The following is a 12,928-nucleotide window of genomic DNA, read 5'->3' as shown; positions in this document are numbered from 1 at the left end:
AGCGCCGATATCTTGCCACTCAAGCGACGCTACCCAAGCCCAGCTACGTAGGCCCAGCCACGCGAAATGAATGAGGCGACCTTGGGGTCGCCTCGTTGCGTTCAGGAATGAGGCTTCTCAGCCAAGCCAGACCCGAGCATTGCGGAACAGCCGCATCCAGGCCCCATCGTGCCCCCACTCCGGCGGACGCCAGGAGTTGGTGAGGGCCCGCACCACCCGCTCCGGATGCGGCATCATGATCGTTACCCGGCCATCCGGCGTCGTCAGCCCGGTAATGCCGGAGGGTGAGCCGTTGGGGTTGGCCGGATAGTGGCTGGTCACCTGGCCGTAGTTGTCCACGTAGCGCATCGCCACCTGGGCACTGACCTGCATGCTGCGCAGGTGCGCGCTGTCGCGGAATTCGGCACGACCCTCGCCGTGAGCCACGGCGATCGGCAGGCGTGAGCCCTCCATGCCGGCCAACAGGATTGAGGGGCTATTCTCCACCTGAACCATGGCCACGCGCGCCTCGAACTGCTCGGATTCGTTGCGCACGAAGCGCGGCCAGTTCTCGGTGCCAGGAATCAGCTCCCGCAGCTGGGCGAACATCTGGCAGCCGTTGCAGACGCCCAGGCCGAAGCTGTCGTCCCGGGCGAAGAAGCCGGCAAACTGCTCCCGTGCCAGTTCGTTGAACAGGACCGACTTGGCCCAGCCACCACCGGCGCCCAGCACGTCGCCATAGGAGAAACCGCCGCAAGCGACCAGGCCCTTGAACGACTCGAGGCCGACGCGCCCTTCGAGGATATCGCTCATATGCACGTCAACGGCCTCGAAGCCGGCACGGTCGAAGGCCCAGGCCATCTCCAGTTGGCCGTTCACGCCCTGTTCGCGCAAGACTGCCACCGCCGGCCGAGCCGTGTTGACATACGGCGCGGCGATATCCTCGTCCACGTCGAAGGTGGTGCTGGCGGAAAGGCCAGGGTCGCGGCTGTCGAGCAGGCCATCGAACTCGCTCTTGGCGCACTCCGGGTTGTCACGCAGCGCCTGCAGCCGGTAGCTGGTCTCGGCCCAGGTGCGCTGGGTCAGTAGCCGCGTGGTCTCCAGCAGCGGCTCCTCGAAGAGGGTCACGCGGACCTGATCGTCGTAGCGAGGGCGGGCAATGACGCCGCAGGTCTCTATGCCCGCGCCGGCGAACTGGGCCAGCACTTCCTCGGTGTGCTGACGATTGACCTGGATCACCGCACCAAGCTCCTCGGCGAAGAGCGCATCCACGGCGTCGGCCGGCTCGTCGATCAGCCAGTCAAGCTTGATCTCGAGACCCGCGTGGGCGGCAAAGGCCATCTCCAGCAGGGTTACCAGAAGCCCGCCGTCGCTGCGGTCGTGATAGGCCAGTAGCTTGCCGTCGCGGTTGAGGCCCTGGATCACCGCAAAGAACGCCTTGAGATCCTCCGGGTCGTCCAGATCGGGGCAAGCGTCACCCACCTGGCCATAGACCTGGGCCAGAGCCGAGCCGCCCAGGCGGTTCTTGCCCGCTCCCAGGTCGATCAGGATCAGGTCGGATTCGTCCTGTTCCAGGTTGATCTGTGGTGTCAGGGTGGCCATGGCATCGGTGACCGGGGCAAAGCCGGTAACGACCAGTGAGAGCGGCGAGGTGACGCTTCTCTCTTCCGGTTCGCCCTTGTCGCCCTGCGTCGTCCAGGCAGTACGCATCGACATGGAGTCCTTTCCCACCGGAATCGCAATGCCCAGCGCCGGGCAGAGCTCCATACCCACGGCATGGACAGCGTCGTACAACGCCTGGTTTTCGCCGACGTGGTCGGCGGCGCTCATCCAGTTGGCGGAAAGCTTGATATCCCCCAACTTGGCGATGGGCGCCGCCGCCAGGTTGGTGATCGCCTCGGCGACCGCCAGTCGTGCGCTGGCGGCGGGGTCGATCAACGCCACCGGCGGCCGCTCGCCCATGGCCATGGCCTCACCGGCATGGGTATCGTAGCTGGCGGTGGTCACCGCCACGTCGGCCACGGGCACCTGCCAGGGGCCAACCATCTGGTCGCGGGCCACCATACCGGTGATAGTGCGGTCGCCGATGGTAATCAGGAAGCCCTTGGAAGCGACAGTGGGCAAGCGCAAGACGCGCTCCATCGCCTCGCGCAGGTCCAGGTTGTCGAGCATCACACCCGACAGATCCCGGCTTTCCCGCTCGAATTCGCGCTGCATCTTCGGTGGCTTGCCGAACAGCACGCTCATGGGCAGGTCGACCGGCTGGCTTTCGAAATGGCCGTCGCGCACTTCCAGGTGATGGGCCTCGATGGCCTCGCCGACCACGGCATAGGGGCAGCGCTCCCGGGCACAGAGCGCATCGAAGGTCTCAAGATCCTCCGGCGCCACCGCCAGCACATAGCGTTCCTGTGCCTCGTTGCACCAGATCTCCAGCGGGCTCATGCCCGGCTCGGCATTGGGTACGGCACGCAGATCGAAGCGACCGCCACGGTTGCCGTCCTTGACCAGCTCCGGCAAGGCATTGGAGAGGCCGCCTGCGCCCACGTCGTGGAAGAAGCAAATGGGATTGGCCTCGCCCAGGGCCCAGCAGCGATCGATCACCTCCTGGGCGCGACGCTCGATCTCGGGATTCTCGCGCTGTACCGAGGCGAAGTCGAGATCGGCACTCGACGTGCCGGAGGCCATGGAGGAAGCGGCGCCGCCGCCCAGGCCGATCAGCATGGCCGGGCCACCCATGACGATGAGCTTGCCACCCACGGGAATCTCGCCCTTCTGGACATGGCCATCGCGAATGTTGCCGTAGCCGCCGGCGATCATGATCGGCTTGTGGTAGCCACGCCGCTCGATGCCCCCGGCGCCCATGGCATCCTGCTCGAACGTGCGGAAGTAGCCGGTCAGGTTGGGGCGCCCGAATTCGTTGTTGAAGGAAGCGCCGCCGATGGGGCCCTCGAGCATGATCGAGAGCGCCGACTGCATCCGGTCCGGCTTGCCGTAATCGAAGGCTTCCCAGGGCTGCACGAACTCGGGGATGCGCAGGTTGGAAACGGTGAAGCCGGTGAGGCCCGCCTTGGGCTTGCCGCCGATGCCGGTAGCGCCTTCGTCACGGATCTCGCCACCGGCACCGGTAGCGGCCCCGGGATAGGGCGCGATGGCCGTGGGATGGTTGTGCGTTTCCACCTTCATCAGGATATGGATCGGCTCGTGCTGCGCACCGTAGACAGCACGCTCGTCGGCCTTACCGGTCAGCGGCGCCGGAAAGAACCGCCCCGCCTCGCTACCCCGGATCACGGCGGCATTGTCACTGTAGGCTGAAAGGATATCGTCCGGCGAGGCATTGAAGGTATTCTTGATCATCTTGAACAGCGAGTGCGACTGGGCCTCGCCGCCCACCACCCAGTCGGCATTGAATATCTTGTGGCGGCAGTGTTCCGAGTTCGCCTGGGCAAACATCATCAGTTCGACGTCGGTGGGATTGCGAGCCAGCTCCTGGAAAGCGGCCAGCAGGTAGTCGATCTCGTCGTCGGCCAGGGCCAGGCCCAGCTCGCCATTGGCCGCTTCCAGGGCGCCACGCCCGCCCTCGAGGATATTCACCTGGCCCAGCGGTGCCGGCTCATGATGGGCAAATAGCTTGGCGGCATCGGATGCATCGGCCAGCACGTTCTCGGTCATGCGGTCGTGCAGAGTCTCCACGATGGCGGTAAAGGCGGTCTCGGACATCAGCGCCTTGAGCACGACACGGTAGGCGATGCCCCGCTCCAGGCGCCGGATCTTGGTGAGGCCACAGTTATGCACGATATCGGTGGCCTTGGAGGACCAGGGCGACTGGGTGCCGATTCTCGGCACCACCAGAAACAGCTGCCCCTCGGCGCCAAGATCACTCGCGCCCTCACTCTGGATGCCATAGTCGAGCAAGCGGTCGAGCACCTGTCGCTCATCGTCGGACAGCTCACCGTCATGATCGACGAAATGCACGTAGGTAGCGTGCAGGGACTCGACCTCGGGAACCCGCGCGCGCAGGGCAGCCAGCAGCTTGTCGTGACGGAAAGCGGAAAGGGCAGGCGCGCCTCGAAGTTCGAGCATGTCTTTGGAGCCTCTGAAGCAAGCGTAGGAAGGGGTCGCATACACGACGTAGAAAGGCGACATGATACTGGAAAGCGGGGGCGGGACGAAATGCGGCGGATGACACATGCCCCTTGTAACGTTATCGTAAAGCCCTCATCGCCGATCGTGGCCTAAATGCCTGCACCCATGAGTCGACTCGCGCAGCGCCGTCTGCGCCTTTCCGCCCTGCTGCTGCTGGGGGTCGTGCTGTCCCTGCTTCCCTACCGGCATTTCACCCCGCCAGCCGACCTTCTCAAGGCAGTGCGCGAGCGTGACTTTCTCAGCGTGCACACGCGTAACACGCCCACCACCTACTATGAAGGGCGCCATGGTCCAACCGGCTTCGAGTATGAGCTGATGTGGCGCTTCGCTGACCACCTCGGCGTCAGCCTGACCCTGGACGCCAGCCACCACGTCATGAGCGTGGTCGAAGCCGTGCGCCGGGAGGGGGACCTGGGCGCCGCCACTCTGCCCCTGGACCCGGGACAGGAAGGCCTGATCTTCAGCCGGGCAATTTTCGATCTGCAGCCGGTATTGGTCTATCGGCGCGGCTTGCCGCCGATCAACGACCCCACGGGGCTAGCCGGCCTGGAGGTCGGCACCATCCGCGGCTCGGGCGCCGACCAGGCCCTGCGCGGGCTGCAGGCCGACTATCCCGAGCTTGGCTGGCGCGAGTCGCCCGAGGTCGAGGTCCCCGAACTGCTCAGCCGGGTGGAGAGCGGCAATCTCGATGCGGCAGTGGTGTATGACCACCAATTCCGAACCAACCGGATCTTCTTTCCCGGCGTAGAGCGCGGCTTCGCCATTGGCCAGCCGCTCTCCCTGGCCTGGGCCTTTCCCGCCCAGGGCGGCCTGCGCCTGCAACAGGAGGCCAACCGTTTTCTCCAGCAGTTGCAACACGAAGGCGCTCTGACGGATCTGGTCAACCGCCACTTCGGTCACGACGACTATCTTGAATACGTGGGCGCCCGGGTCTTCATCGCGCATCTGCATGAGCGTCTGCACGACTACACGGCATTGTTTCGCGAGGCCGCCCGCAGCACCGGCTTCGACTGGAAGTTACTGGCGGCGCTGGGCTACCAGGAGTCGCACTGGGACCCTGAGGCCACCTCCCCCACCGGCGTGCGTGGACTGATGATGCTGACCCTGCCCACCGCTGGCGAGATGGGCGTCGATGACCGTCTGGATCCGGTCCAGAGCATCGATGGCGGCGCCCGCTACCTGCGACACATCAAGGATCGCCTGCCCGACTCGATCCAGGGCGATGACCGGTTGTTCATGGCCATGGCCGCCTACAATGTCGGTCTGGGCCACCTCTACGATGCCCGCCGGATTGTCGAGCAGCTCGATGGAGACCCCGACAGCTGGGAAGATGTCCGCGACGCCCTGCCGCTGCTGCAAAAACGTGAATGGCACAGCCAGACCCGTCACGGCTATGCCCGTGGTGGCGAACCGGTCATCTATGTGCGCAATATTCGTCGCTACTACGAGATACTCTCCTACGTCGATCGCAGCCAGCAGCAGTATCTCCAGCTCAACGAGTCGAATGGTGAAGAGGCCGACGACGGCCCGCTGTTCGAGATCGTGCCGCCAATCCTATGAGAGCCTCCCCACTCCCCGCCTGCCTGATGACCGGCATGGCGCTGGCGCTGACCGCTCTGGTTGGAGGCCTGCATGTGATCGGTGGAACAGGCCCCGTCTACGCTGTCAGCGAACGGGTATTGATCGGGATGGTTGCCTTGGCGCAGCTGATGATGCTGGCGGGATGGCGGCAATCGGCCCGAGTCGTCCTGTCAATGGCACTGATACCGCTCACGGTAACGCTGCTCAGCTATATACTGCCGGAGTACTGGGTCTCGCTGGCCGCCTGGGACCGCTGGAGCCGGCGACTCACCCAGGGCCTCGAGTTAGATGCATGGCGGCCATCCTTGCTGCTGGCGCTCTCCCTGACGCTCCTTGCCACGGCCTGCGCCACTCGAGCGAGGATTCAACTGGGCGGCCCCCTGCTGATGGGCATCACGGTGCTGCTCTTGCTGAGCCAGCTGAGGTTCGGCGTGGCAAGCACCTCAACACCCCATGTGTTGCGCTATGCCGCCGGTCCATTGGAACAACTTGCCCTCTGGGGCTTGCTGGGAGGTCAGATTCTCGCCGCCCTGCCTGGCTGGAAGGCAAGGGCCACCATCGTACATCGCGCCCTGTGGCCGTCACTGATCCTGGTGCTTCTTGCCCTGCTGCTCTGGCATCAGCAGAAGAACTTCACAGAGCGGGAACTCAATGCCCAAGTCAGGTCAGAGGCGCAACGGTTGGCGGATCGCCTGACATCGGAAATCAATGAACATCAGGCCGCCATGAGTCGCTTTGCCAACGTCTGGTCCCTCTTCGACCAGGTTCCCAGCCAGGAGGCCTGGTCCCGGCAGGCAGCGCTCTATCATGACGACTTCCGCTATTTCCTCAACATCGCCTTCATCGACCGTGACAGTCACATCGTGCACGTCCATCCACAGAGCAACGTCAACCGCGGGGTAATCGGCACACGCCTGTTCGATGCACAGCCCGCCGGGCGCGACGCGGTACGCCAGGCGCTGCTGGAACAACAGGTTGGTCGCACCGATGTCATCGAGTTACTGCAAGGCGTGCCCGGCATCATCCACTATCTACCGATACCACGCGATGCCACACATACGCTTGGCGCCGTGGCAATGGTGGTCAGCCTGCCGATCCTGGCAGAGACGCTGTTCAACGAGGTCGACACGAGACGCACGGCTCTGGTCCTTGCCGAGGGGGAGCAGGTTCTTGCCAGCCAGGTGCCAACCACACCGCTGGGCCCCTGGCGGTTCGATACCCTGCTGGACGTGGCAGGCCAGCCACTCAGACTCGGTGTTCAGCCCGACCGTGCCAGCCTGCTGGAACGTCATGATCGCTATCCCATAGCCAGTCTCTCCATCGGCATTGCACTCGCCTACCTGCTGTACCTGGTGCTCTATGCCTATGGCAGCCTGGCCAGGCAACACCGGACGCTGCATGCCTCCAATGCCGAACTTCATCGCGAAATACGAACCCGAACCGAGCTACAGCAAGAAATTGAGTGGCTGGCACGCCATGACGAACTGACCCAGCTACCCAACAGGCGACTGTTCCTGGAAACGCTGAAGGCGAAAGGGGAAGCGCGGCCGCTGAGCATCCTGATCTGCGACATCGATCATTTCAAGCGCATCAATGACCACTATGGTCACCTGGTGGGTGATCGATACCTCAACCAGCTGGGGGAGCTCGGGCGTGGCGTGACCGAAGCCCATGGCGGGCTCTTCGCCCGTTACGGCGGCGAGGAATTCGTGGCCTACCTGCCGGAAACGACTGCCGACCAAGCCTTCCTCATCGCCGAAACCATACGCCTGCGGGTAAAGGATGCCGATCTTCACCACCATGATGGCAGCGTGCTGACAGTGAGTATCGGAACGGTCACGCTGGTGACAGGCCCTCTCGAGCTTGATGCGCTCATGCAGGCCGCCGACGATGCGCTCTATCGCGCCAAGGCGCAGGGACGCAACCGGGTCATGGCCGCACCTGAGCTAGCCACCTCCCTATCTTGATTCGTCACTCTTTGCTGCCTCACGGCGTGTCTCGAAGAACGCCTTGAGCAGTTGCGACGCACGCACGGCGAGCACGCCCCCTTCCACCTGCACCCGGTGGTTGTGCCAGGGCTGGGCGAAGAGGTTGGCCTTGGATTCCACCATGCCGGTACGCGGTTCCGCAGCGCCATAGACCACCCGGGCCAGGCGCGCGTGGATGATCGCGCCGGTGCACATCAGGCAGGGCTCCAGGGTGACATACAACGTACAGCCGTCGAGCCGATAGTTGCCCAGCCGGGCTCCCGCGTCACGCAGTGCGCGAATCTCGGCATGGGCGCTGGGATCGTGTCCCGACACCGGCGCATTGTAGCCGGCTCCCACGATCTCGCCGGCCGCATCCACCACCACCGCGCCCACCGGCACCTCGCCGGCAGCCAGCCCTTCCCGTGCCTGGTCCAGCGCCCGATGCATGTAGAATTCGTCACTGCGCATCGGCTCGCACTCCGTGTATGCTGATACTATTAAACAATCGTATGATACACCCCTGAGGATGCCCATGAGCGACGCCCTGAATGCTCTCGTTGCCTTGCTCGGCCTTGAAGAGATAGAGGAAAACCTGTTTCGCGGCCACAGCCAGGACCTTGGCCTGCCCCAGCTGTTCGGTGGCCAGGTACTTGGCCAGGCGCTCTCGGCTGCCACGCAAACGGTGAAGGAAGCGCGACAGGTGCATTCCCTGCACGGTTACTTCCTGCGACCCGGCGACCCCCATCGACCGGTAGTCTATCAGGTCGATGCCGTACGCGATGGCGCCAGCTTCACCACCCGACGCGTCACCGCCATCCAGAAGGGACGCCCCATCTTCTTCTGCAGCGCCTCCTTCCATGGCAGCGAGCAGAGCATGGCCCACCAGATGGCCATGGCGGATGTCGCCCAGCCCGAGGGTCTGCTCGATGACCCCAAGGCTCGCCTGGAGCGCTTTCCGGGCCACCCCATCGAGTTCCTGCATCTAGGCGACGAGACCGAATCGAGCCAGCCCGCGCGCAAGCGGCTGTGGTTTCGCCTCACCGGCGACCTGTCCGACAATCCGGCATTGCACCGCAACCTGCTGGCCTACAGCTCGGATTTCAACCTGCTGACCACGGCCCTGGTGCCCCACGGCATCACCTTCCGCGACCCCCAGCTGCAGATCGCCAGCCTCGACCACGCCATCTGGTTTCACCACGACGTGAAGATCAACGACTGGCTGCTTTATGACATGGAGAGCCCCTGGGCGGGCGGCGCCCGTGGCCTGGCCCGCGGCAGCATCTTTGACCGAAGCGGGCGGCTGGTCGCCTCTACCGCCCAGGAGGGCCTCACGCGTCTCCGCTCATGACCGACTGTAAAACGGCTGCTCCAGGCGCCATTGGTCTAGGGGGGGTAAAGTCGACACACCCACGGCCGTAAATAGTAGTGCTTGCATTTCGCCAGGCTCGCTTAACGTCCCGTGAGGTCCCAAATGAGTTCGCCCCCCCGCAAGACCACCTTTGCCTCGAGCCTCCAGGCCCGACTTCTGGCTCTGGTTCTGCTCCCTCTGCTCCTTACCGCCGCTACGCTCGTGGCAGTCGATGCCTTTAGCCGTATTCAGGACAGCCAATCCAGCCTTGAATACCAGCGTCAGCTGCTCATCGAAACACGCCAGGCTGGGGTGCGTGATGTGGTGGAGAGCGCACACTCCGCAATCCAGCCCATCCTGCAGGACTCCAGCCTGAGCGATGCCCGGAAGCGCGAGCACGCCGCTGAAATCCTGCGTGCGATCCGCTTCGAAGGCAGCAACTATATCTTTGCCTACCAATACGACGGGCTCAATGTCGTCACCGCCCCCATGCCGGAGCGCGAGGGTACCAACATGATCGGCACCCAGGCGCCGGATGGTGCCTATATCATCAGCGACTTGATCGACGTGGCCCGTCAAGGCGGCGGCTACTATTCCTATCCCTGGGAATACCCAGGCACCGATAGCATTGAGCCGAAGTACTCGTATGCCGTCAACGTGCCCGAGTTCGACTGGATGCTGGGCGCTGGCGTCTATGTGACCGATATCGAAGCCGCCATGGCAGGCGCGGAAGCCAGAGCCGCTGAGGAATTGAGGCATTCCATTTTCACCTCCATCATGCTCGGCATCCTCATCTTTGCCGCGGTGGCAGGAGTTTCTATATGGCTGGTGCGTCGAACCGTTAATCCCATCCGCCGTACTGCTGACGCCATGCGTGAAATCGCCCTTGGCCGCGGCGACCTGACTCGCCGTTTGAGCGTGGAAAGTCGAGACGAAATAGGCGAGCTCGCCAACCAATTCAATGCCTTTGCCTCACGCATGCAGGACACCCTGCGAGATGTTCGCAGCCGGACACGTAGTGTCTATCAAGCGGCTGACGACATCGCCCAGGGAAGCGATGAGCTGGCCACACGTACCGAGCAGGCTGCAGCCAACCTTCAAGAAACGTCTGCTTCCATGGAAGAGATCACGGCGACGGTCAACCACAGCACGGAGTCAGCCGAGCAGGCAAACCAACTGGTTCAATCCACGGCATCGGTAGCCCGGGAAGGGGAAACCGCCATGAAGAGTGTCGAGCGCACCATGAGCGATATCGACACTTCTGCCAGCCGCATCAGTGAGATCATCACGCTGATTGATGGCATCGCCTTCCAGACCAACATATTGGCGCTCAACGCCTCGGTTGAGGCCGCCCGTGCCGGTGAACATGGCCGCGGTTTCGCCGTGGTCGCCCAGGAAGTGCGCACCCTCGCCAGTCGAAGCGGCGATGCAGCGCGGGAAATACGAACGTTGATCGACGCTTCCGTTTCGCATACACGGGAGGGTACTACCATTGTCAAACAAGCTGGTGCCACCATGCAGGAGATCGTCAACAGCGTTGCACGAGTGACCGATGTGATTGCGGAGATCAGTGCCGGCGCTCGGGAGCAAAATACTGGTATAGGTCAGATCAATACGGCCGTGGCCGAAATGGACACCATGACCCAACAGAATGCGGCAATGGTGCAGCAAACCTCCTCGGCCGCCACTGAAATGCGCCATCATGCCGAGCGCCTTGATTCCTTGATCGGCACCTTCGTGCTGGGTGAAGACGGACCAGCCCAAACGGAAACGCGGAGGCATAGCACACCGTCAGGCCAACACGCTGCACTCCCACGGCCTGCCACGGACCCAAAGCCGCGCCAGGCTCGCTCCGCCGAAGAAGAGTGGGAAACCTTCTAAGGAGACAGCGCCAGCCAGGGAGGGCTGGCGCCCGCAGCTACCGAGCGCAGACAAACCACTTGGTTCGATTCCCACATGCAGCCGCGGCATCAAGCCACACCCTTGGGGCGGTCTGACATCTACAGATTTTTCTTTCTCAGTCGAAGTTAAGCATGGGTATCCCGCCCAGTCCCGCTTCCCTTTATATGAGAAGGAATCCCAGAATGACCGAACCCCCAAGCAAGACCTCATTCATATTCAGTCTTCAGACTCGTATCCTCGCGCTGGTACTCATTCCGTTGCTGCTGACCACTGCAGCCCTGGTTATCGCCGATGCCTTCGGACGGATCCAGGACAGCCACACCAATCTTGCCCAGCAGCGCGAGCTCCTCATTGAGACCCGTCAGGCTGGCGTGCGCGATGTCGTCGAGAGCGCCCGTACGGCCATACAGCCAGTCCTGCAGGATCGCGGAATGAATGAGAGCGAGAGACGAGATCGCGCTGCCGAGATCCTCCGCGCCATTCGCTTTGAGGGTGACAATTACATCTTTGCTTACGAATATAACGGCACGAACATCGTGCTGCCTTATAGCCGCGAACGCGAAGGCACCGATATGAGCGGTGTGCAGACACCTGATGGGGCTTACTTGATACGCGATTTAATCGATGTCGCCCGCCAAGGCGGTGGCTATTATGAGTATCCGTGGGAATACCCGGGTACTGATACAATAGAGCCGAAGTACTCCTACGCCGCTCAGGTTCCAGAGTTCGACTGGATGATCGGCGCCGGTGTCTATGTTACCGATATCGATGCCGCCATGGAGGGAGCCGAGGCGAGAGCCGCTAACGAGCTACGCAGCTCCATCGGCACCTCGGCATTACTCGGCACTCTCATCTTTCTGATTGTCGCTGCTATGACCACCTGGTTGGTGCGTAAAACCGTGCAGCCCATCCGTCGCACTGCCGAGGCTATGCGCAACATTGCCAAGGGAGAAGGCGACTTGACTCGTCGCCTGAAAGTGGAGAGTCGCAACGAGATAGGCGAACTGGCATCCCAGTTCAATGCCTTCGTTTCACGGATGCAAGAGACCCTGCTCGATGTACGCCGCCGCACCACCAGTGTACACCTGGCCGCAGAGGAAATTGCTCAAGGCAGCGATGAACTGGCCACACGTACCGAGCAGGCCGCAGCCAACCTGCAGGAAACGTCAGCCTCCATGGAAGAGATCACAGCGACCGTCAATCACAGCACGGAGTCAGCCGAGCAGGCTAATCAGCTGGTTCAATCTACGGCATCGGTGGCCCGCGAAGGGGAAACCGCGATGAAGAGTGTCGAGCGCACCATGACTGATATCGACACTTCTGCCAGTCGCATCAGTGAGATTATTACACTGATCGATGGTATTGCTTTCCAGACCAATATCTTGGCGCTCAACGCCTCGGTTGAAGCAGCCCGGGCTGGCGAACACGGTCGCGGTTTTGCCGTGGTCGCCCAGGAAGTGCGCACCCTCGCCAGTCGAAGCGGCGATGCAGCGCGGGAAATCCGGACGTTGATCGACGCATCCGTTTCGCATACGCGGGAGGGAAGCAACATCGTCAAGCAGGCGGGCACCACTATGCAGGAGATCGTCAACAGCGTCGCGCGGGTTACCGATGTCATCGCCGACATCAGTGCCGGTGCTCGGGAGCAAAATACTGGTATAGGTCAGATCAATACGGCCGTGGCTGAAATGGACACCATGACTCAGCAGAATGCGGCGATGGTTCAACAAACCTCGTCCGCCGCAACTCAAATGCGTCATCATGCAGAGAGCCTCAATGCCCTGATCGGGACCTTCGTGCTGGGTGAAGACGGACCAGCCCAAACGGAAACGCGGAGGCATAGCACACCGTCAGGCCAACACGCTGCACTCCCACGGCCTGCCAGGGACCCAAAGCCGCGCCAGGCTCGCTCCACCGAAGAAGAGTGGGAAACCTTCTAAACCCTCCATTCAACCGATAGCCGACCACCACCAGACGGTTCGTCTGGTGGTGGAGTGCTACAAGC

At 62.7% G+C, this 12,928-nt stretch carries 7 protein-coding genes; 5 read left to right on the top strand and 2 right to left on the bottom strand.

What is annotated here, in order from left to right:
- Window positions 1–117: 117 nt before the first annotated feature.
- A complete protein-coding gene (gene purL, locus DU505_RS08225; protein WP_114478508.1) occupies window positions 118–4,059 on the bottom strand; it encodes a phosphoribosylformylglycinamidine synthase in 3,942 nt (1,313 codons plus the stop codon).
- A gap of 168 nt (window positions 4,060–4,227) precedes the next feature.
- On the opposite strand from purL, the gene mltF reads away from it, so the two are divergent.
- Together mltF and DU505_RS08215 are read left to right on the top strand one after the other, a co-directional pair.
- Window positions 4,228–5,682 (top strand): membrane-bound lytic murein transglycosylase MltF, encoded by a 1,455-nt coding sequence (gene mltF, locus DU505_RS08220; RefSeq protein ID WP_245947830.1) that lies wholly within the window; start codon window positions 4,228–4,230, stop codon window positions 5,680–5,682.
- Window positions 5,679–7,670: a sensor domain-containing diguanylate cyclase gene (locus DU505_RS08215; protein ID WP_114478506.1), complete on the top strand. Its 1,992-nt coding sequence runs from the start codon at window positions 5,679–5,681 to the stop codon at window positions 7,668–7,670. The genes mltF and DU505_RS08215 overlap by 4 nt, the downstream gene beginning before the upstream one ends.
- On the opposite strand, the gene tadA is transcribed toward DU505_RS08215, so the two are convergent.
- Window positions 7,662–8,141, bottom strand: coding sequence for a tRNA adenosine(34) deaminase TadA (gene tadA, locus DU505_RS08210; RefSeq protein WP_114478505.1), 480 nt, complete (start codon window positions 8,139–8,141; stop codon window positions 7,662–7,664). The two genes, DU505_RS08215 and tadA, sit on opposite strands and share 9 nt — an antisense overlap.
- Window positions 8,142–8,205: 64 nt before the next feature.
- Here tadA and DU505_RS08205 point away from each other — a divergent pair, with 64 nt between their 5' ends.
- From DU505_RS08205 to DU505_RS08195, 3 genes are all read left to right on the top strand, one after another.
- Window positions 8,206–9,021 carry an acyl-CoA thioesterase gene (locus DU505_RS08205; RefSeq protein ID WP_114478504.1) on the top strand — a complete coding sequence of 272 codons (816 nt, stop codon included), beginning with the start codon at window positions 8,206–8,208 and terminating at the stop codon, window positions 9,019–9,021.
- Window positions 9,022–9,243: 222 nt separating this feature from the next.
- Window positions 9,244–10,902, top strand: a complete 1,659-nt coding sequence (locus DU505_RS08200) for a methyl-accepting chemotaxis protein (protein ID WP_340148262.1) — start codon at window positions 9,244–9,246, stop codon at window positions 10,900–10,902.
- Between the two features lie 203 nt (window positions 10,903–11,105).
- Window positions 11,106–12,863 carry a methyl-accepting chemotaxis protein gene (locus tag DU505_RS08195; RefSeq protein ID WP_114478502.1) on the top strand — a complete coding sequence of 586 codons (1,758 nt, stop codon included), beginning with the start codon at window positions 11,106–11,108 and terminating at the stop codon, window positions 12,861–12,863.
- Window positions 12,864–12,928: the final 65 nt, after the last annotated feature.

This window comes from Billgrantia montanilacus (assembly GCF_003336675.1).
Classification (GTDB): domain Bacteria; phylum Pseudomonadota; class Gammaproteobacteria; order Pseudomonadales; family Halomonadaceae; genus Halomonas; species Halomonas montanilacus.
The sequence above is the reverse complement of the archived record's forward strand: the minus strand, read 5'-3'. Positions and strand labels throughout refer to the sequence as shown.

Excerpts from the sequence above, each read along its gene's own strand:
- purL (WP_114478508.1), bottom strand. The coding sequence starts at position 4,059 with ATGCTCGAACTTCGAGGCGCGCCTGCCCTTTCCGCTTTCCGTCACGAC.
- mltF (WP_245947830.1), top strand. The coding sequence starts at position 4,228 with ATGAGTCGACTCGCGCAGCGCCGTCTGCGCCTTTCCGCCCTGCTGCTG.
- DU505_RS08215 (WP_114478506.1), top strand. The coding sequence starts at position 5,679 with ATGAGAGCCTCCCCACTCCCCGCCTGCCTGATGACCGGCATGGCGCTG.
- tadA (WP_114478505.1), bottom strand. The coding sequence starts at position 8,141 with ATGCGCAGTGACGAATTCTACATGCATCGGGCGCTGGACCAGGCACGG.
- DU505_RS08205 (WP_114478504.1), top strand. The coding sequence starts at position 8,206 with ATGAGCGACGCCCTGAATGCTCTCGTTGCCTTGCTCGGCCTTGAAGAG.
- DU505_RS08195 (WP_114478502.1), top strand. The coding sequence starts at position 11,106 with ATGACCGAACCCCCAAGCAAGACCTCATTCATATTCAGTCTTCAGACT.